Raw genomic sequence first — 22191 nt, 5'->3', positions numbered from 1 at the left:
TCTGCGTCAAAAACAAAAAAGGGGAGGGAACACCATGCGTAACTTCAATCGGCGTCGCGGCCTGCTGGCCGGCCTTGGCGGCGTGTCGGCCGCGGCCCTGCTGGCGGGCGGAGCGTGCGCCCAGGACCAGGCGGCGGAGGCCACCCAGGTCGACGCCGTGGTCGTGACCGGCAGCTTCCTGCGCAACGTCAAGCAGGAGGATCTGGCCTCGCCAGTCGTTTCGGTCGACCAGAAGGCCCTGACCAAGACCGGCGTGGTCTCGATCGGCGACCTGCTGCGCTACGTCCCACAGAACATCGGCAGCATGGGCGGCGTTCAGGATCTGGCCAAGGGCGGGCAGGACAGTAAGGACACCCGCTCGGCCAACCTGCGCGGCCTGGGTTCGGGCGCCACCCTGGTGCTGATGAACGGCCGCCGGGTCGTCAAGTCGGACGGCTACGTCAACCTCAACAGCCTGACCCCGCCGATCGCCGTCGCCCGCGTCGAGACGGTGCTGGACGGCGCCTCGGCCACCTACGGCGCGGACGCCGTGGCCGGCGTGTTCAACATCATCACCGACAGTCGCTTCGAGGGCTTCAAGACCAGCGCCCAGTACACCTACATCGAGGACTCGCCGGCCTGGCAGGTCCAGGCGATGTGGGGCGCCAAGGGCGATCGATCGCGGCTGGTGGCGTCGGCTTCGTACACCGACATCGAGCGGCTGCAGAACGCCGACCGGGCGGTGACCAACATCTTCAACGCCTCGTCGGGGGCGGGGGCCAATCCGGGCGCGTTCACCCTGACGGGGCGTCCGCGCGCCGCGAGCGGCGGGGACGTGGTCATCAACGGGGTCAACTATTCGACCCTGTACGACACCTACAAGAACGCCGCCGGGACGCTGGCCGTGGTCGATCCCAACTGCGGCTCGGCCGAGACTAAGAGCGTCTTCACGCCGTCGGCCAGCGGGCCCGGCTATGCGATCGGCTCGTGCGCCTTCAGCTTCCAGGCCCAGAACCCGATCCGCGGCGCCAGCCAGAGCGGCCTGATCCACATCGAGGGCGAGTACGACCTCACGGACCAGCACACCCTGTTCCTGGAATCGGCGATCTATCACCAGGACTCGCAGCGCTACGGCGTGCCGTCCTACGCCCAGAACCACAACGGCGCGACGCCGCCGGTCGTGCCCGCCTCGAACCCCTACAACCCCTTCGGCGTGGCCGTGTACTATGTGGGCCGTCCCATCGGTTCGCAGGGGCTGGCGGGGCTGAACTACAACGTGCAGCGCAACGAGGCGAACCAGTTCCACAACGTGGTCGGCGCCAAGGGGCCGCTGCTGGGCGACTGGAACTACGCCGCCACCCTGACCTCCTCGTGGTCCAGCAACGTCTTCCGCGACCACGACACCGACATGAACCTGTTCCAGGCCGCGCTGAACGGCTACGGCGGCCAGAACTGCAACTACCGCTGGAACGGCGCGGGTGTCGGCGCGGTCCCCGGCCAAGGCAACTGCTACTATCTGAGCCCGTTCGCCAAGGACAACACGACCAACAATCCGGCGGTCCTGTTCAACATCCAGTCCGAGGTGTTCACCCGCACGGTCCGCGACATGGAGATCGCCGACCTGGTGATCGACGGCACGCTGGGCAAGCTACGCCTGCCGGCCGGCGACATCTCTGGCGCCGTCGGCCTGCAATGGCGGCGGGAAGGGGAGTCGATCCACTATTCCGACCTGCTGCGCAGCGGCTACGCCGCGTTCGGCGGGCCCTCGGTGGACCGCGACGCCGACCGGACGATCAAGAGCGTCTTCACCGAGTGGAACCTGCCGATCGTCGACGGCATGAACCTGGATCTGGCCGTGCGCCACGAGGACTACGGCGGGTTCAAGACGACCAATCCCAAGGCCTCGCTGATCTGGCGGCCGAACGAGAGCCTGTCGCTGCGCGCCTCGGCCAGCACGGCCTTCCAGGCGCCGGGCCTGGAGAACGCGACCAACGGCCCGATCAGCAACAACGTCGTCAACATCACCGACCCGGTGCTGGGCACCACCAACTTCCGGACGGTGACGACGATCGGCAACGCCGACCTCAAGCCCCAGACCTCCAAGGTGCATAACCTGGGCGTCACCTGGCTGCCGGTGCGTCGCGCTTCGCTGTCGCTGGACTGGTGGACGTTCAAGTACGACAACCAGATCGCCGTGCAGAACGGCCAGGCCGTGATCAACGCCGCGCCCAACGGGCCGCAGGTGGTGCGCGACCAGAGCGGCGTGGCGCAGACGATCTACGTCACCAGCTACAACGCCAAGAGCGGCACCCAGACCTCGGGCCTGGACATCGCGGGCAGCTGGTCGTTCGACGTGGGCGACAGCACCTTCACCCTGCGCGACAATCTCAGCTATCTCCTGAAGTACGACATCGACACCGGCTCGCTGGTCTATGACGGCGTCGGCCGCCGCAACAACACCACGACCTCGCCCTCGACGGCCGCGGCGGCGCCCAGGTATCGCAACCTGTCCTCGGTCGACTGGTCGATGGGGCCGCACTTCGCCAGCGCCACGGTCCGCTACGTCTCGGGCGTGATGGACGACTACGCCATCGCCATAACCGCCACGACCAAGGCGCGGGTGAAGTCCTGGACGGTGCTGGATCTGCAGTACGCCTACGCCTTCGGCCAGGACGAGCGCTATCGCGTGACGGTGGGCGCGATCAACGTCTTCGACCGCGCGCCGCCCTCGGCCAAGTACACGGGCTACCTGAGCTCCGTGGCCGACCCGTTCGGACGGCAGTCCTACGTTCGCCTGGACGCCCGGTTCTAGAATTTTCCCCCGCCCCTTGGGGCCTATCTCCTGCGCCTCCCCGGCCCACGTGGCCGGGGAGCTTTTTTGGCTATGTGGCGTGTTGGACGCCGGCTCCCCGACTGACCCGTCGTTCGCTTTCGTGAGTTCCAGGGAAAGGCGTCGTGTCTACGCAAACTTGCGCCGGGCGGACCAGACAACGCCGCCTTCGGCTATCCGCGTATGCTGATGGGATTGGGCGCGAGTTACGTTTTCGGCTCACGGTGCAAGAGCGACGACGCCTGAGATATCGGAGCAGATTGGCGGTGGCTAGGTCGTCAACTGGAAGTCGAGCCGGGTGAAGTCCATCAGGGGCTGCTTCAGGGTTGGGATCATTCCCGAAAAGATCTGCACCCCAAAACTGCAGAAGGCCGTGTTGGTCGGGGCTGGCGCATGGACCGACAGCCAATCAGCGACGGCGGCGCTGGTGTTGGTCGGCGTGGCCGGATCGTAGGCCGCGGTCGGCCGGAAGAACATCGGGGTCATGGAGACCAGATCGTCGGGCGACAGGACGCCGCCTTGGCCGGCGCTGGCCAGGACGAAGCCGTAGTCGCCGGTCATCCGCTGTTCGCTCAGGGCGGTGTCGGGCGTGGGGCCCAGGAGATCGCTGAACAGCGTCGTCAAGGCCGCGGGCAGGGCGCTCGCTGGCCCACTGCCGAACAGCAGCGAGTGGTCGAACCGCAGGCTGGGCGTGGCGAGGTTGGCGAAGGTGATCTGCGGGGTCTGGTAGACAAAGAGGCTGTTGGTCGCCTTGCCCGGCGAAAGGTTCCGGTTGCGGCTGACCGACACGGCCGCGCGGGCGTTCTGATAGGTCACGACATTGAGCGCATCGTACCAGATCACATAGGTGCGCCGACCATCCTCCGGTACGTCCTCCTTGAAGTCATAGGACAGCGATGCCGGGGCGGGGCCAATGGGTGGCGCGGGCTTGTCTAGGGGCCGCAGCGTTCCGTCGACGTCGAGATAGCCCAGCGACGGAATCTGGCCGTCCGGACCCCAGGTCTCCGTTCCGGCCGCGCGGATCAACACCAGGGCGTCCAGCAGCGGGACGCCGGCGGGACCAGGACGGGTGCGCGTCTGCAGATCGAAACCATAGTATTCCGACGGTATGAGGCCATCGCCCGCATCGGCGTCGAGGTCGGAAGAGCCGGCTTGGACGAACCCCCAGTTGGCGGCGATCTTGCCGGCGACGTCGGCGAGCGCGGCCACGGCCGAAATCGCGGCCGGCGCGCTCGCCGTCGCCGGCTCGATCAGCAGGGCCAGGTCCGCCTTGATCGCCGAGGCGTTGGTGGCCCACTCCGCGAGCGCCTCGAACGGATCGGCGGCGACGGCCAAGGCGTCGCGCTCGACCTTCGGACGGTAGTTCAGGCCGATTCCGATCTGAGCCGTGTCCTGCGCGGCCAGGGCCATTTCGAAAGCGGCGGAGTAGGACCAGGCTTCGGCCTTGGCGATCTTCTCGGCCACGGTGTCGGTGGGCGGGATGTCGCTGGGCCGATAGGTGGCGCGGGCGCTTTGATAGTCCAGCCGCGGCGTCGCCGGATAGGCGCGCAGGGGAATGGGGATGTCGAGTTGGCCGATGTGGGTGTCGACCAGCGCGCCGCCCAGACGCGCGGGCGTGGCGGGCAGCGGATTGACGAAGGTCAGCCAGCTTGAGGTCTCATAGCCTTCGACATAGTCGGCCCGCTCGACTTGGTATTCCAGCGCTCCGATCTCGAAGGCCAGATTCAGGAAGAGGCGGCGATAGCGGGCCTTGTTCTTGACGTTCAGCAACAGGGTTAGCGCGCCGCTGGCGGCGTCGAGCCCGATCTTGCCCGGGTTGAGGCTGTATTCGGGCGTCCAGCGCACGACCCGCAGGACGCTGCCGTCGGTCAACACCGCCTGGTTGCCGATCATCGCGGCCAGGACACCCACCGCCAGGCCCTGCGCCTGGGCGAGCCCGGCCAAGCTCGACGTCGCTGGCGTGATGCTCACCGGCGTGGCGCCGACATAGACCGTCCCCGTCAGTAGGCCGGCTAGGTCCTGATTGGCCAGGGCCAGGAACCGCAGGCTTACATCGAGGGCGTCGGCCATGGTCGCCAGGCTGTCGCCAAATCCTGAGCTGGCCGCATAGCCGTCGATGGTCAACTGGACGCCATCGCGGAAGAGCGGCGCCTGATCCTTGAACGCGGCGGCCAAGGCTTGGGGCGTGGTCGACAACGTCTCACACCCGTTCTGCAGGGTGTCATGTTCGCCGATCGTCCAGGTCTTGCCATCGAGCGTCAGCACGACGCCCGCCTGCAGAATGTTGGGTGTCGCCGATAGGAGATCAAAGACGCCGTCGACCGAAATCGAATAGCCGTCAGCCACGGCTTGCAAGGTCGAGGCCGTCGAGAGCACCGCGTGCGCCGAGCTCGTCTTGCCGGTCAGCCGGTGGCCGCCCCTATCGAGATCGCCGCCGCCGAACTGGGCTTGGATACGTGTGGGAACCTGGATGACCGCGTCGGTGGCGTAGCCGGTCGAGAGATTGACGCTCAGCAGCCCCGACATCGCCTTGCGGGCGGCGAGCGGATCGATGGCCGCGTCGCCGCTTTCGATCGCCGTCAACTGGCCGGCGATCTTGTCGGCCAAGCTGGCCTTGGCCGCCAGCAGACCGTCGAAATCGGTGGAGCCGCCGCCGGCTGCCGCGGTGGCCGCATAACCGGCCGAGGCGTAGGCCGGCGAAAGCGCCTGCTCGAGCGTCGCCAGGAAGTCGCTCACCCAGTCGCCGACATCCACCGCCTGGAAGCGCAAGAGATTGGTGGTGGTGGTGAACGGCTCGGCGCCGCCTGAAACATAGGTGCGCACGTCGGCGGGGCGCGAGACGAGGCTGTTGGCCAGTGGCGGCAGGCCCAGGAAGCTCGCGCCCGTTTCGACGGCGACCTCGCGGATGGCCTTGGTGGTGGCCGTGTCGGCCGGCGCATCGAAGCGCACGACGTACTGGCGCTGCTCGCCCTGACCGCCACGTCCCGAAGCGGCGACCTGGAGCGCGCCGCCGTAGAGATCGGCCAGCGCCGTGGCGAACGTGGTCAAGGTGGCGGGCACGCCGTCGGAAAGCGGCGCGATCGGCGTCGTCGCCTCACGAACCGTCGCGACATTGGCGAAGGCGGCGTCGATCTCCCCGGGCGGCCGGCTCAGGGTCAGCGTGGTTTCCATTCGCGAGATCACGTCGCTCATCGCCGGCGTCGCCGGAAGGCGCGCTCTCAACGTCGCGGGCGGCGGCGGCAGCAGCACCTTGCTGGACGGCGAGACAATCGCCTGGTCGAGCAGGGCGGCGAGCATGGCGTCATAAGCCAGCGGCGCGTCGAGCACGGCGTTGACCGCGCCCAACAGGTTGGCCAGCGTCTGATCCTGGCCCACCGTGAAACTCTGTCCCGCCAGGGTGAAGGTCGCGCCCGCCTTGAGGAAACCCAGCAGGGCGGCGTTGGACTTGGCCAGCTTGACGCCATCCTGGTCCGTCATGAACGCGCCGGCCAGGGTATTGAGCGTCAGGACCGCGCCGGGACCGGCGGCGCTGGCGATGGGGACCGGACAGACGAGAGCCGCGCCGGGCGCCATCAGCCCCGACTGGTCGGCGATGGCGGCGACAAGCTGGGCGAGACTGGGTTGGGCCCCGGCCGGGAACTTGCCGATCAGGGTGGCCAGGGAATCCTCCGGGCCGGTGACGACCGAGGCCGAACCGACCGTCACCGTTTGGTCGGGGACGAAGATCCCCGGGATGGTCTCGTCCTCCTCGCCCAGGACCTCGGCGGAGACGCCGAACAGGGTGGCGATCTGGCCGAAGGTCTTGCCGGCCTGAACGCCATAGGGCGTGGCCGCGAGATTGGCGGTATCCAACTGGGCGGGCACGAGCCAGACGGTGGCGTCCTTGAGCGCCGCGGCCGCGTTGGCCGCGGCGAAGTCGGCCAGGCTGACCCCGCTGGCGTGGGCCAGATAGCGTCGCAGGCTGTCGACTGGCGCGGGGGCGACCGTTTGGCCGATCCGCAGGCGATTGTCCTGAGCCAGGAGACCGGCCAGCTCGCCGTTCAGGGCGATGAACTGCGCAAGATCGTCGCCGAACAGGCTGGCGACAACCGAGGCCACGGTGGTCGTCGTCGCCACCAGGCGGCGATCATAGGCGAAGGTCGCGTGGTCCTGGCCTAGCACGAGCAGGCCCGGAACGTTCTGGTTGGCGACGCCGATCTCCTCGACGTTGGTGGTGATCCCAAGCCCGGCGAACCGGCCGACCAGGCTTGCGAAGGTGTCGTTCTCACCGGTGCTCAGGATGATCCCCCGAACGCCGAGGGTCAGGCCCTCGCCGATCAGGCCAGCGACGTCCTGGTTGGCGCGTGCGATATCGCCGGCCGTGCACGCGACGCTGGCGGCGTACCCCGCCAGCGTCGCGTCTGGGACCAAGGGGGCTTGGGCGGGCGCGATCACCAGATCAACGCCCGCGGGGATGCGGGCGACCGCCGCGTTGCCCCACTGGCTGAGCAGGGTGTCGGCCGCGACACCAACGCGGACAGCAAAGGCGTTGAGCGTCTCGTTGTGTTTGACCTGCGCGAAGAGCGGGGTGGTGACATCGCCGGAGAAGAGAGCGTCGACCGGCCGCTCGAGATTGTCACGCAACAGGTCCTCGGCCGCGGCGCTGGTCGCCGTCGCCATGCCAGCGAGGGTCTGGGAGCCGATGACCTTGTAGGTCTTGAGGGACAGGCCGGCGAGTTGGCTTGTGTAGACGTAAGCCGCCGAGAGGTAGCCGATTAGCGGCGCGAGCGGCGGCGTCAGCGCCGTCGCCGACAGGCTGCTGTCGACCCGGATGTCCACGCCCGGACGACGGATCTGGTAGAAGGCTTGCTTGAATTTCTGGGCATGGGCGCTGGCCGACGACAGCGCCTTCTCGGACGAGACCTGCGGGTCGGGCAGATAAGTGTTGGTCTGGAGCGCCCCGTCGATCTCCAGCTGGCCATTCGGCGCCACGCCGACCGGGCGATAGGACCAATTGGTCCCCGGCCAGTCGCCGATTCCGGCCAGGCGGTCAGTGTAGCGGTTGTCGATCGAGACCCCGCCGAGCGGATCGGTGACCACGGCCTTGTTACCAAAGACGTCGTGGGCCGCGAACCGCAGGGCCACGGCGCTGGTGCTTGAGATGCCGGCATAGGGGTCACCGCCCGCCGGCGGCAGCCAGGGGTTGCTCTGGGCGACCAGGCCCTCGGCCGTAGCGCGGGGATAGACGGTGATGGCTTGGCTGTAGACGATGTTTTGGCCCACCCCGTCCAGGTCGCCTGTCTCGGGCGCCGGGCCCTGGGGGACGGCCTCGTTGCTGGCCGTGTAGCCGGTCGCCGCGTCGATCTGGTAGCCGAAGAGTCCATAGAGCATGCCGGCCATTTGGCTTGGGGTCGGGTCGCCCGAGGGCGGGGCCGGATCGGTCCGATTGATCTCGAAGCCCACCGTACCGGTCGGATTGATCGCCACGCGGGTGACGGGCGCCCCCGCGCCGGTTTGCTCGGCGAAGAGCTGGATGGCTGAAGCGTCGAGATTGGCCCCGACGACAGCGACGTTGTTCAGCGCCAGAAGCGGACCACCCGCCGCAGCGGTCTGGCTGCCGAGCAGGCAGACCACCTGCAGACTGCCTTTGCCTGCATCGTCGAACACGAAGTCCGGCAGGCCTGCGCCGCCGGCGTCGTAGCGGAGGTAGAAGCCCCCTTCGACGACCACCGAGGCCTGCCAGAGCAGGCACAGGAAATCGAGGGCGTTGGCGATCGTGGCGCTATAGGTCGCGGCCGACGGCGGCGCCACGCTCGACGTGGCCGCTTCGGGCGCGGCAAGGCTCGGGGCGCGTGTGACCGTCGACAGATTCGTCTTCAGCAGCACCGTCTCGGTGATGTCGAGAGCGTCGGACGCATAGCCCTGCGGCGCGGCGCCCGCGCCGTTGGGCGTGTAGAGCAGATAGAGCTCGGCGCTGTCGCCGGCGGCCAGATGGGTCCAAAGATCGTAGAGCCGCTGCGCGTCGGCGCCGCTCGCGCCCTTGACCAGATAGAGGCCATCGAGCCAGGCGTCGCCGAGCGGCGAGCTGCTCTGAGGCGTGGCGGTGTCGGCCGGATCATTGGGATTGGCCACGCGGCTGAGCGCGATGGGGATTTGGATCGCCCAGGCATAGGAGTCGACCGCCGTTGCGGGGGTCTCCGGCGGCGCCGAGAGCGGCGTGGTGGCCAAGGTGAACGACTTGCCGCCAGCGTCGGCGAACCGCTGCAGATTGCCGGGCAGGGGCCAAAGACTCGGCTCGCCCGGCGCGCCGCTGGCCGCTGCGCCCGGCAGGGTCGGCCGCGACGCCGCCTGCCAGTGCTGAGTGACCTGGAAGTTGTAGCGAACCGGGGTCTCGTCGAAATTGGTCGCCGCCGTCGGCGCCTGGGCGTCCAGGGTCACGGTCGTCGAGGGCAGGTAGGCGCCGAAGTTCGCCGCATCGATCGTCAGATCGATCTCAGAGATCGCGTCGGTGGCCAGGATCAGGCCGGGCCTGACCGCCTCGCCTCGGGCCAGGCGCGGGTTCATGGCCCGCAGCTGCGGATCGACGAGCGCGTCGGTGGTTTCGTCGACCACCAGGGTGTCGACGAAGCTTAGCCAATCCACGCTGGCGTGAGTCAACTTGACGGTCACCGGCGTGGTGGTGTCGGGCCAGGCAAACTGCTGACCGACCTGATCGGCCATGCCGTAGAGCGCGCCGACGAACTCGCCGTCGAGCACTTCCTGCGGCGTGAGGTTGGTGAAGGTCGTGTCGTCCGGCGCCGGCACGCGCAGGCCATGAGCCAGGAAGTTCGAGACCTGGTGGGCGACGTCGTTGAGCGTGGCGGTGGTTTTCAGCTGGGTGACGAACTGATTGACGGTCTGGGTGGGGACGTCGCGGATTGTCAGGGTCGTCCCGCCCAGGAACAGGGCGTTCTTTTCCTCGACGATGTCGACCAGATCGGCGAGCGAGAGATCGTAGGCGGTGGCCATCGACGCCAGGGTCTGGTGGGCAGGCGGCTTAGCCGTGAAGGCCGGCAGCCGCGCGATCGCCAGCGGGGTGAGCACGCTCGCTGCGGTGTTGGCCCCAATCAGGGCGGAGGCTTCCAGCCCCGGGAAGGCTCGCACCAGGCTGTCGAAGGTGTCGGTCGAGGCGATGACATGGGCCATGGCCGGGATCGAGGTCGCGGTCGTCACCGGCGGATTGACACTGTTGTCCATCGCTTGGAAGCGGGCCAGGGCCGCGGCGATCAGGGCTAGGGTGTCGCCCTGGTGGATCGGATAGGGGCCGGTGGCGGCGGTCGAATCCAGATAGGCGCGCGGCACGATGATCGCCGGCGACTGCGGGGTGAGGGTTGTCCAGTCGACGGTGGGGTTCAGCGTCGAGATCGCCTGTTCGTACCAGTCCAGGTGCGGCGCGCCGGCCACGCCGTCGTTACGAGTCTGGAAGAAGGCGGTCACGAAGTTCTGCGTGTCGCCGGGATAGGGCTGGTAGGTGAAGCTTGGAATGACCAGGTTCGCGCCCTGGCGCAGGAGGCCGGGGAGGCCGGCATTGGCCGTCCCGATCGCCGCGCCAGTCAACGGGGTCGCCGGGGCGACGAACGGCACGGCCTGGGCGATCGCGTCCAGGGACTGGTTGGCGCGCACCTGATAGGCCAGGCCGGGGAAGTTCAGCGACAGGTCCGCGGCGAGCTCGGCGTCGGGATTGTCCTCGGCGATCGACAGCGGCGTCACGCCGACGGCCAGCGTCAACGGCGCATCGTCCAGCCCGCCGATGGCGGCGAACTGGGCCGGGTGATGGCCGCTGGCCAGCGCCAGATCGAGCGGCCTTTGGCCCTGGGCCAAGCCGACCTGCGCCAGCAACGGGTCGAAACGCTCGGCCAAGGCGACGAGACTGGGGCCCTCGGTTTCGGGATAGTCGACCTTATAGGCCTTGAGCCAGGCGATCGCTGACTGCAGGGCCGCCTGGGTGAGGAGCACGAAGTACTCGCTGAACACCAGTTCCGCCAAGCTCGTGACCGTAACCGGATCCGGCGTTGCGGTCGGCGCGCCGGCCTCTTCGTCGAGGCCGGGCGTGCTGCCCGCCTGGCTGGTGGCGTTGGTCAAGAGCTGCTGGAAATAGGCCGCCAGATTGGCCGCATAGGCGGCGCTGACGGGGTTGTATGCCGAAAAATCACGCGTGGTCTCGACCCCGCCTTGCGTCACCGTGGCGGTGATGGCCGGCGCGAGCGGCACGAAGACGCCGCTGGTGTTGGCGGGCGCAGGACCGCTGGTCGGATAGGCGGCGACCTCGAAATGCAGACTGGCGTTCAGGAAGTCGGTGAGGTTCTGATAGTCGAAGGTCGCCTGCTGGAAGGCCGGATCGGCCAACTCGTTGAGCACATCCTCAAGGGCCAGAAGGCTCAACGACTCGTCGTCGGTCTTGCCCGCCCCCGCCTGAGCGGCCCAGCGGAAGAAGGCCTCGACCATGGTCGCCAGGGGCGGATCCCCCGTTTCGCCCAGATGGTGGACGTGATCGAGCGTGAACCGCCGGGCCGCGGCGTGGCCGTGGACGTTGGGATCGCTGGCGCTCTCGGCCACCAGGCCAAGGACGATCTGCACTTGGTTGCCCGTCGAGTCGTCCTGCGGCGCCTGGCCAGCGACGCCGCGGGCCAGGGCCTGGCTGGCCGGATGCAGGCTCGCCGGGTCGGCGATCGTGAACATCGGCGCGAACTGCACGCGGGCGACCTGGGCGTTACCCTCGCCAAACACCGGCGTCGGCGGCCAGGCGCCGGCCGTGGTCGCCAGAAGCGCCAGGCGCGGCAGAGCGCGGCCCAGACCGGCGGTGCGGGCCCAGTGCAGGCTGCGATAGGCGGGATTCTCGGTCAGGCCCGGCAAGCGGTGTCGCGCATGGCGCAAGCGTGTCAGCCGCGTCGTGGCGCGCTGGCTGCGCTGTTGGCGCAAGCGCGGCGGCGCGCCGGCCGGACTGGCCATCGCCTCGGCCAGACTTTGCCGCGGCGCCAGACGCGGGCTGCGCGCGCCCTCGATCCAGGCCGGAGTCGAGGCCGAGCCGAGGACGAAGCTTTCCTCCAGCGTCAGGCTGAAGCTGAAGTGGATGGTGATGAACAGCACCTTGACCTTGGCCTTGGCGGTTACTTCCAGCTTCAGTTCGATCTGCGTTGGCTGGTGGGCCTCGAGTACGAAGCTGGCCATCGCCCGGGCCACGATGGCGACCTCGGCCTTGATGATCACGAAGTCGACGCTGCCATAGAGCTGGCCCACGATGCCGGCCGCGCCCTGGATCCAGTAGTAGGTGTCGGTTCCGCTGGCCCGGTCGTAAGGGGTGAAGGGCGCATAGACGCCCTCGAAGATCCCGAACACCTCGATCTTCAGGCCGGCCTTCAGCGGGCCGGCCTGGAAGTCCTTACCCAGGCCCACGGCCAAGCCCAGGCCCGCCTCGATCACGGGGCTGAACTCGCCGTTGGTCACCAGCGGCACGCGTTCGGAGGTCGCGCCCGTCAGGTAGGCGAAATAGAAGCCGCCCTCGCCGACGAACGGGAAGACCTCGACTGCGAAGGACAGTGAGAAGTTCTGATTGTACGGGAAGCCCAGATCGATGCGGAAATTGCCATTGGTGTAGATGTCGAGGTGGATGACGCCCAGGGTGACGCTGACGGCCCCGAACTCCAGGTGGCGAAACATGTCCGGCACCCGCAGGTCCACCGACAGCTCGCCGATGTCGTCGGTGATCTTGCGATAGAGGAGCTCAAAGCGCAGGCCCGCCAACGGCCCGGCGCGCGGGCCGGCAAGCGCGATCAGCCCGCCATAGATGATCGGATCGAAGAACACCGCCTGCAGGGTGACGGTGTCGAGGATGGTGGCGTCGATCCCGACCATCCAGTTGGCGTTGCCATCGTAACGCAGGCCGACGGCGTTGGGGTCATTGAGCGGGTTACCGCCGGTCGACACCGGCCGTACGCTGGCCTTCAAGGCGGTGATGATGTCTTCGACGGTCTTGAGCTCGGCCAAGGGCGTTGAGAGCACGACATGCTGGCCCATGCCGACATAGCGCAGGTCGATCAGGCTTGGACCCTTGCCAGGGACCTCCGGCGCGGGGTCGTTGATCACGTCCCAGGACAGCGGCTCGCCATCGTCGCCGCCGAACGGCTGGCCCAGGAACTCGCCGGTCAGCTCGACATAGACCCGACCCTCGCCATTGACGTTCTTGTAGACGAGCTTGATGGCGTTGAACTGGGCGAAGGTCAGATCAAGATTGAGCGCGTAGCTGATCTCGATGTCGTTGGTGGTCAGGTTGACCTCCAACGACAGGTTCTTGAAGTTGATCTGGTAAAGCACGTCCCAGGGCGAGGACAGGCGGCGACTCTCGCCCGGCAGGGCGAGGTTGATCAGATATTCGAGGATTTCGCCAAACGACAGGTCGCCGAGGCGAATGGTCAGGATGCTTTCCTGGACCGCGGTCTTGGCGTTGGGGCGTTGGGTGAGCGTGGCCTGGATGCCGCGGTTCTTGTACCAGACGCCGAAGGTCAGGGCCGAGTTGTTCGGCGAGAAGCGGTAGCCGGCCGAGATCAAAAGATCATAGAGGCTGAACGTGCCTTCGACCGCGCCGGAGATGGTCCAGGGCGTGTCGTCGTCGACCAAGCCGAGGGGGACGAGCAGTCCGCGATTGGCGCTGGTGGTCTCGGCGATCGGACCCAGACGCGGCGCCAGGAGCGAGCCTGTGGCGCGTTCGCCGTGTAGCGAGACGCCCGCGCTAAGCTGGAACTCGGGGCTGCCGGGGAACACCGAGAAGGTCCAGGCCAGCGACATGCCGCCATCGAAGGTATAGGCCGTGGGGGTGTTGTTGGCGTCGGTGGAGAGCGTGGCCTTGAGACGGTCGATGACCAGCGACGGTACGCCATAGGCCCCGCCCGGGATCGCGCCGCTCGGGTACATGAATCCCAGCAAGAGGTTTGTGACGCTGAGCGAACTGCCCTCGACCAGGCCGCCGGCGAAGCCCCAGCCGGCCCCGTCGCCGGGCGAAGCGGCGGTGAAGAAGAACCGGCCCTCATTGACGCTGGTATAGGCGGTCAGCACCCCTTGCAGCAGTTGGCCGTCGTACTCGATGTCGAAGCTGACGCCATCGAAGCTCAAGGTGATCAGCGCGCCGCCGTTGGCCTCGCCGAACGCCACGCTCCAGGCGGTCAAGATATCGGTTCCAAAGCCGAAGGTGCGGTCGAGGACCCCGACCGACATTTCCAGTCGCGAGATGTCCATGGCGATGGGCGGACGATAGATCTTACCCGTCAGCTTCTCCATTACCGAGGCCATCAACGCCTCGACCGACACGATCACGCCGGGCTGCAGCTGGCTGGTCAGCACCCACTGGGGCACGCCCAGCGAAGCGACCATCGGCACTTCCTCGACGATGGTGAAGTGGGTGTAGAACGACGCCGACGGGTAGGCTTGGCCGTCCTCGAAAGCCACCGTCATGGCGACGCCGATATCGTGGACGGTCAGGATGTCGTTGGGCAGGATGGCCCAATCCTCGACCTCCATGGCCACGTCGAAGATGATCGCATCGACCTGCGGCAGCGCCGTCGGATCGGCGAAATAGAGCGACAGGGTGAGGTTGCGTAGCACCAGCCGCGTGGCGGTCGGGAACTGGACTGGAATGAGCGCGCCAAGATCGATGCCGCCGGCCAGGGCGTCGAGTTCGGCCCAGGACGACATCGGCCGGGCGGCCTGCGACACGGTCAAAGCTTGGAACTCACCCTCGGGCAGCACCGACAGCGACAGGATAAGCGGCGGCCCTGGTGGAAAGGCCAGGGTGGCGACGACCTCGGCATAGGAGAACGCCGCCTTCAGCGTCGTCTGCAGCGGTTCGAGGGGATTGGAATAGGGCAGGACCTCATAGAGGGTCGAGAGCTTGACCCCAAACTCCAGGGCGACGCCCGCCAGGGTGACCTGGGCCGCGCCGGCCGGCTTGAGGTCCATCACCGGCATCGGGCCGTCGGTGAGCGAGATGGGACCGGCCATCGTGCGGCTGGCGGGGGTCGTCAGCAGGGCCTGGGCGATCGCGAAGGGACCAGCGGCGACCAGGACGCCCTGGAAGTTGACGAACGGGGCCACGGTGTCCGGATAGTCACTGACCCTGGTCGACTGGCTGGTCAGCAGGAAGAGGGCCTGTTCGAAAGTCACATCGGCGACTTCCGTGGCGCCGAGCCCCTCGAGGCTGGCGCCAAGCGTCCAAGGCAGGGCCGACTCCGGGACGATCGCGCGGAGCAGGAGTTGGGGCTCGCCCTGGGCGTCGACGCTGAACGTGGCGGTGACGCTGAGCGATGTCTGGGTGGCCCCACCGCTCCAGGGGAAGAGGCTCGCGGTCCCCTGGTAGACGATGGCGTTGGCGGTCGGCGGCGTCGGAAAGCTGGTGATCTGGCCCAGGGACAAAGTCTGATCGGCCAGGGCCGCGGTCAGCAGCGCGTGGATGTCTGTCCAGCCTGTGACGCTGGCGGCGGGGATCGTCAGGGTTTTGGCGTCGAGGTCCTGGAAGGGCTGGAGGGCGGAGAAGAGCTGTTGGATGTCCATCGCCGCGCCTCAATAGGTAATGGTGGCGAGCAGCGGCATGTGGTCGCTGACGAAGAGGTGGATGTATTCGGCCGCGCGACGGGCGTCGGTGATTTTCCCGGCCTTGAACTGTTTGCAGGACTCCTCCCAATCGATGAAGGTGCCGCCCCAACCCCCGCTAATCATGGGCTTCCAGGCGTCGTCCGGGGCGTTCCTGTACTGCGGGCCGGTGTCGGTCATCTGCCGGCGGGTCGGCTGGTCGTCGACGGAGGCCTCGGTGTCGCGCATCAGCTTTTCGGCGCCTTTGATGGCGACGTTGTAGGTCTCGGTGTTGGTGACGATGGACATCAGGTTGATGCGCTGGGCGGCAATATTGAAGCCGTAGAACACCAGGTCGATTTCGTGGCGCAGGTAGTCGTTGGCGTTGGCGCTATCGATCGGCTCGTGATTGCGGCCTTGGACGATCTGGACCGTTGTGCGGCGCGCGGCCGCCGCATCGTTGGCCGCCGGCGTGACGGCGCATTTGGCGCCGCCATCGATGGTTCTCTGACGCTTGGCCACGAAGTAGTTGTAGTCTCCAGGCCAAGCGTTCGAGGCGACGGCGTTGTTGAAGTCCCCGCCGAACACGGCGTACCGGGCGACCTGCACATCGTCGGGATCGGGCGTTGCGCCCTCCGCGGTGTTGACGGCGTAGAGTTCTCGCGCCAGGCCGGCGATGAAAGCCCCCCAGGATGATCGCTCGCTATTGCTGGGTGCGTGGTAGACCGACACCGGACAGAGCCTGGTGTCGTCGTCGCCCAGTTTGATGACGACATAGACCGGCCGCCGGGCTCGCGACCATCGCAGCTTCGTCGGGTCTTTCTTGGCGGTGGGCGGGTAGTTGAGCTTGGGCCAGGCGTCGAGGTCATCGTAAAGCTGCGTGCCGGTATTGTATCGGGTGGGGTAGGCGCGCGCCTGGGTGAAGCCGCCCGAAGCGCCGAAGGTCTGGGCGTGCGCGCCCCGTCCCGCGCCGCCGGCCGGTAGATTTCCCGTCGGCTTTCCGGTCTGCGAGATGTTGAGCGGGGAGGTCAGGTTGGCAATGATCGGGCCCGTCAAGTAGGCGATCGGCTTAAGGCCGTCGACCAGCGTGAAGCGGTCCTGCTGCTCGCGTCGCCAGAGCACCGCATACCCTTCCGAACGCTGGCCCGTGCGCATGGTCAGGTCGGCGGAGCGGGTCACGACATCGACGTCGTTTTCAGCGATCGCCGACCCGCACCAGCTGTAGGCCCAGTCCTTTTTGTCGTCATGGACCGCGTTGAGCTTGCGTTGCAGGTCGGCGAGCGCGGCCTGGGAGTCCAGCTGGGCTTCTTGGATGAGCAGCACGTCGATCGCGTAGTGTTTGACGAACCGAGCGATGAACTTGTTGCGCAGGTCGTTGCCGAGGGCGAAACGGAGCCCGTCGTAGCGTGGCGTCGGCTGGCCGAAGTTCTGGATGTTCCAGAGACAGACCTTCACGTCGGTCATGGCCGGCTCCCTGGGGACGCCAGCGCGGTAAGGCGACGAGCCTTAGTGTCTTGAGGGCGAAAGGCGCGAGAGGGCCGCTGGAAGGTCATCGCCGCGCCCTCAATAGCTGACGGTGGCGAGCAGCGGCATGTGGTCGCTGACGAAGAGGTGGATGTATTCGGCCGCGCGACGGGCGTCGGTGATCTCTCCGGCTTGAAACTGCCTACAAGACTCGGCCCAGTCGACGAAGGTGCCCCCCCAGCTGCCGCAGATCATCGGCTTCCAGGTGTCGGAACCAACGCCCTTGTATTGCGGGCCTGTGTCGGTCATCCGCCGATTGGCCTCGTCGTCGCCGACCGAGGCTTCGGTGTCGTTCATCAACTTGTAAGCGTGTTTGATAGCCAGGTCATAGACATCGTTGTCGGTGACCTCGGCCATTAGATCGATGCGTCGGGCGGCGACGTCGCCGCCATAGAACAACAGGTCGATCTTGTGGCGCAGGTAGTCGTTGGGATCGACGCTTTCGATCGGCTCATCGTGCTGGGCGCCCTGAAGGATCTGCACGGTGGTGCGGCGCGCGGCGTCGCCGCTGTCGACGGCGGGGGCCACGGCCTTGGCCGCGCCGCCGTCAATGGTCGCCGCGCGGGCGGCGACGAAGTAGTTATAGTCGTCAGGCCAGTCGTCTTCGGCCACCGAATTGTTGAAGTCGCCGCCGAACACCACGCGGGTCGCGACCTGGGCGTCGTCGGGATTGGGCGTCAGCCCGGCGACCTTGTCTATCGCGTAGAGCTCTCGCGCCAGGCCCGCGATGAACGCGCCCCAGGATGAGCGGTCGGCGTTGCTGGGCGCGTGATAGACCGACACCGGACAGAGCCGGGTGTTATTGTCGCCCAGTTTCAGGACGACATAGACCGGACGTCTGGCCTTGGCCCATTTCAGCTTGTTCGGATCCGAGCCGGCCGTCGGCGGATAGTTGAGCTTGGGCCAAGCGTCGAGATTGTCGTAGCTGTCGTCGTCCTTGTCATACTGGTTTGGATACGCCCTGGCCGTGGTGAAGCCGCCGGTGGCGCCGAAAGTTTCCTGATCGTCGGCCCGCCCCGCTCCGCCGATCGCCAGCTTGCCCGTGGGCCGGCCGAGTTGCGAAATGTTCAGCGGCGAGGTCGGCCTGACCGAGATCGGGCCCGAGTTGTAGGCGATCGGCGTCAAACCATCGACAAGCTTGAAACGGTCCTGATTGCGTCGCCAGAGGACGGCGTATCCTTCCGAGCGCGCGCCCGTGGTCATGGTCAGGTCGTTGAAATCGGCAGGCCGGTCCACGTTGCTTCGAGCCAGAGCCGAGCCGCACCAGCTGTAGGCCCAGTCCTTGGTGGTGTGCAGGGCGTTGAGCTTGCGCTGCAGATCGGCCAAGGCCGTCAAGCTGTCGGCTTGGGCCTCCTGAATGAGGAGCACGTCGATGTTATGTTGGCGGACCAGGCGCGCGATGAACTGGTTGCGCATCGCGTTGCCATTGACGTGGTAGACGCCATCGTACCGCGGCGTGGACTGGCCGAAGTTCTGGATGTTCCAAAGGCAGACGCGGACATCGACCACCGTCCTACTCCTTCTTGGCGTAGGCGGCGTACCAGCCTAGGGCGCCGCGGTCGGTGATCAGGGACTGGCTGGCGACGTCGGGGTTGCCAAACAGGGTGATGACGTTCTGGCCGGGTGGGAACTTCCAACCCAGGAACCGCAGGTAGAAGTTGCGGAATCGTAGGGTGTAAGCCGGATCGGGCGGGGTCTGGGTCGCGCCCTGGGCCTGCAGGTCGATCGACTGGAAGCCCAGGTCAATCACCCCCTGGATCGGCGACAGCGACCGGATGCTTTCGACTCCCGGCAACTTCAGACCGATATTGACGTCGTGGCCGCGCGGAGCGGGCGACCAGGCCGCCACGAGGCTCGCCGACAGGGGCGGCGCGGCCGACAGCGCCCCCAGCGTGCCCAGGTCCACCGCCAGCACCAGGCCATACCATTCGCCGTCGAAGCCGGGCTGAGCGAGCGGCGTCTCCAGCGGCATGAAGCCGAGGTCCTTGGGCTTTTGGCTCTTGTCGCCGCGGATCAGGGCGGCCAGCTGCAGCGGGAAGCGCTGGAAGAAACTGGTCGGTCGCGCCAGGCTGGCGGCGGGGTCGAAGGCGACGCCGGCGATGTTGAAAGCGAAGGTCCTGGCTTCCGGTGTCGCCACCGGAAAATCCATGTCGACCGACAGGCCCGAAAAGGCCAGATAGCCGTCGGCGATCGTCACGCCGTTGCGGTCCTGCGTGGGGCCGAACGAGAAGGCGTCAAAGCCCTTCAGGTCCGAGAAGCGCAGCTTGCCGCGCATCAGGAAGCGATTGCGGATGATGCTCTGGGTGGCGCTGTCGGCCGTGGCGGTGACGAACTGCACTTGCTCGAGCGCGGTGCTCTGAAGGACCGTCTGATAGGCGCTGCCCCCGCGCCCGACCGCGTCGGCGCCGTAGGTGCTAACCGCGCTCGTGGCGAAGACGTAGTGACCCGAACCGCCCTGACGTTGGTAGGCGCCGTCCAGCAGGATGTTGTTGTAGTGCTCGCTGCGATAGAGGGTGACGAGTTCGCCGAAGAGTTGGTTGACGAAGAGCTCGATGCGGGCGGCGAAATTGGCGATCGCCGAATTGGCGAACAGCACGCGCAGCTGCAAGACCTTGAAGTCGAAGGCCTGACTGGTATGGGCGATGTCGAGCGGATCGTCGTAGTCGATCAGGCCGAAGACGGCGCTGTGGTCCTGGGCGAGACTGCGCTGGGCGGTGTCCACCGTCACCGGCGTCACCGACAGCCCCACGTGATGGGCGCGGAACTCGGCTGGATCAACGCCCGCCGCGAGCCCCGCCAACTCTGGCGGCACCGAGCTGAACGGGACGTTGGCGTTCAGCACGATCACCCCCGTCCAGCCCGGGTCGCTGACCACCTGGGTGACGAAGTTGTAGAGGTCGCTCGCCTGGCCTTGGGCGGCGACCTCGTCCTGGGCGGCGGTGATGATCTGGTTGATCAGGACCTGGGTGGCGCTGATCGAGCCGTCGAGCTTGGCGACCTCGGGCCAGGCCCAGGCGTCGGTGTTCTGCACGAAGTCGACAAGCGGACCGCGCGCGAACTTGAAGATCATCACCGGCGGATGGAGGCTCTGGTCGGCCCAGAGCGAGGGCGACAAGCGAAAGCGCCAGCCCTCGACCTCCAACTGGAAATAAACCGCGTACTTGGTGACCACGTCGCGGTACTGGGCGTTGGGTCCGGTCAGGACGCCGTCGAGCATGGTCCTGAACGCCGCCCGCGAAGTCTGCGGCGTCCGGGCGCTGGCCGCCAGCAGCGACACCACCGACGGCGGCACGGCTTCGGCGCCGGTGAGCCGCGTCAGATCGCCAAGCACCGCGTCGGTGATCCAGTAGTTGTAGTCGGCGCCGGTCATCAGCCGCGCGCCATCGGCCGCCACTAGGAAGAGCTGGTTGGCTTGCAGGGCGTCGCGCAAATCCGCGCCCGGGGTGTTGAAGGCCAGCTGCGGCAGGGTCGTCTGGGCCTTGGCGGGACTGAGGATCACCGAGCGCCAGGTCGAGCCCTCGAAGGTCGCAAGCATGCCCTGCGGCGTCACGGCCGGGACCCCGTCGTCGTCCTCGGGCGCGATCGGCGCCCGCAGGAAGAGCTGGTCGCCGCCCGCCGAACCCATGGCGGCGCGACGCATGGGGCTGAGCACCTGGGCTTCGAAGGCCCGGATCAGATCGAGATCGTTGGCGACGTCGCCGCCGGCATAGGGTGTCAGGGGATAGGCCTGCCCGGGCGCGGAGACGTCGCTGGTCACCAGCTCCAGGAGCGGCAGATAGGGCAAGAGGGCGTCCTGGCTCGGCGACCCGGTTTCCCGGACATGGAAGAAGGCCGCGCCCGCCGGCTGGGCGAAGTACCAGGCCTGGCCGCCCGCGGGCGGGCCGAGGGCGGCGAAAGCGGTGGTGGCCCGGGCGTCGAGTGGCGGGGGCGGGTCGTCGAAGGCGGCCAGAGCCGTCAGCGCGGCCTCATCCGTCAATGATGGCGCGAGCGCCTTGGGCGGGAAGTTGACCGCGAACGCCGGCTGGGCTGGCGTGTACGACACCGGTACGGCCTGGCCGGTCGAGAAGCCGAAGTACTCGCTGCCTGACAAGCCGGGCGACAGACGCGCCGCAGGCGTGGCCTGGCCCCCGGACGGCGCGGCGACGGTGAGGGTGAACGGGCCGATCGGAGCCAGATAGAGCGGATCATCGCCGGGGGCTTCGGTCAGGGACGCCGGGCGACGATGGAAGGCTAGGCCCGCCGGAAGGCCGCTCCCGCCGTTCGATGCGGGCGCCAGGCTGACGCCGTAGCCAAGCTGGGCGCTGTAGTGGGTGTCGAGAACCGGCGCGCCGGCCCCGAAAGCCAGATGCGTGCGGGTCGGTTCGAGCGGGGCGCCCGGATCGACCAGCAAGCTCATCGGCGTCGCGGTTGGGGCCAACCCTCGCACCAGCGGCTGGCGGAGGGATTTTAGCAGCACCCCGTCTGGGTCGCCCGGATCGACCAGGCCATAGCGGAGGCCGACGTCGAGCAGTTCGAAATCGCTCATCCCGCCGGGGTTGGCCGAGGCCTCCAGGCTGAGGTCGAGCCGGAAGGTCCCCGCCGCCGCACCGTTGGCCGCCAGCACCGTCTGGCCAGCGGGCGGTCCGGCCAGCGGCCAAGTCTTGTCGTCGGTGAGCAGTTGGAAGGCTGGGGTGACGTCGCCGTCAATCGAGAAGCCGTCGGCGGTCGGAGCCAAGGTTTGGCCAGAGGAGATGGTGAAGCGATATCGGCCCAGGGCCATGACGCTGGGGCGGTCGATCAGCCCCTGCGCCGCTCCAGCCGCCTGCCGGATGTAGAGCGTGCGCCGGCCCCAGTCGGCGTCGGGATCGGCCTGCGCCAGCCAGAAGAAGCGCGCGCCGGGGCCCAGCCGAAGAACCAGCGCCAGGACCGCGTCGGCGAAGGCGGTCTCGCCTTGCGCCGTGGGGCGCTGCCCGATCGTCACATAGGCGCCGGGATAGTCGGTGAAGCTCTGGGCCAGGGTCAGGGCCGGCGGTCCGGCCCCCGTGTCCGCAAACAGCACCAGGCCAAAGCCGCCCGACGGCGACCAACTGGCCGCGTCGAGCCAATAGAGCCGCGGATCGCCGGTCGACTGGGTGAACTGCGGCGCCGCCATCGCCGACCGCTAGACTTGGCGCAGCGCCACCTGGTCGCCGCCGACCAGGGGCATGTCGAGCGGCCAGAAAAGCGGCGCCACCCCGCCCAGGTCCTGGTCGCCAAGATTGACCGGATCCAGCGACAGGCCGGCGTTGGCCGTCGAATAGTCG

At 67.5% G+C, this 22191-nt stretch carries 5 protein-coding genes; 1 reads left to right on the top strand and 4 read right to left on the bottom strand.

Annotation, left to right across the window (positions count from 1 at the left end; translation table 11 throughout):
- The first annotated feature begins 34 nt into the window (after positions 1 to 34).
- Positions 35 to 2791, top strand: coding sequence for a TonB-dependent receptor domain-containing protein (locus VJ655_RS08705; RefSeq protein ID WP_324110673.1), 2757 nt, complete (start codon positions 35 to 37; stop codon positions 2789 to 2791).
- Positions 2792 to 3079: 288 nt separating this feature from the next.
- Here the strand turns inward: VJ655_RS08705 and VJ655_RS08700 are convergent, their stop codons facing one another.
- The 4 genes from VJ655_RS08700 to VJ655_RS08685 all read right to left on the bottom strand — a co-directional run bounded on the left by VJ655_RS08700 (position 3080) and on the right by VJ655_RS08685 (position 22040).
- The gene (locus tag VJ655_RS08700; protein ID WP_324110672.1) at positions 3080 to 15367 is read right to left on the bottom strand and encodes a hypothetical protein; all 12288 of its coding nucleotides are present in this window, start codon (positions 15365 to 15367) and stop codon (positions 3080 to 3082) included.
- A gap of 9 nt (positions 15368 to 15376) precedes the next feature.
- Complete coding sequence (locus VJ655_RS08695) at positions 15377 to 16849, bottom strand: endonuclease/exonuclease/phosphatase family protein (RefSeq protein WP_324110671.1); 1473 nt, start codon at positions 16847 to 16849, stop codon at positions 15377 to 15379.
- Between the two features lie 99 nt (positions 16850 to 16948).
- Positions 16949 to 18418, bottom strand: a complete 1470-nt coding sequence (locus VJ655_RS08690) for an endonuclease/exonuclease/phosphatase family protein (protein WP_324110670.1) — start codon at positions 18416 to 18418, stop codon at positions 16949 to 16951.
- 4 nt (positions 18419 to 18422) lie between these two features.
- A complete protein-coding gene (locus VJ655_RS08685; protein ID WP_324110669.1) occupies positions 18423 to 22040 on the bottom strand; it encodes a hypothetical protein in 3618 nt (1205 codons plus the stop codon).
- Positions 22041 to 22191: the final 151 nt, after the last annotated feature.

Source organism: Caulobacter sp., from assembly GCF_035254145.1.
GTDB lineage: Bacteria > Pseudomonadota > Alphaproteobacteria > Caulobacterales > Caulobacteraceae > Caulobacter.
The sequence above is the reverse complement of the archived record's forward strand: the minus strand, read 5'-3'. Positions and strand labels throughout refer to the sequence as shown.

Excerpts from the sequence above, each read along its gene's own strand:
- VJ655_RS08705 (WP_324110673.1), top strand. The coding sequence starts at position 35 with ATGCGTAACTTCAATCGGCGTCGCGGCCTGCTGGCCGGCCTTGGCGGC.
- VJ655_RS08700 (WP_324110672.1), bottom strand. The coding sequence starts at position 15,367 with ATGGACATCCAACAGCTCTTCTCCGCCCTCCAGCCCTTCCAGGACCTC.
- VJ655_RS08695 (WP_324110671.1), bottom strand. The coding sequence starts at position 16,849 with ATGACCGACGTGAAGGTCTGTCTCTGGAACATCCAGAACTTCGGCCAG.
- VJ655_RS08685 (WP_324110669.1), bottom strand. The coding sequence starts at position 22,040 with ATGGCGGCGCCGCAGTTCACCCAGTCGACCGGCGATCCGCGGCTCTAT.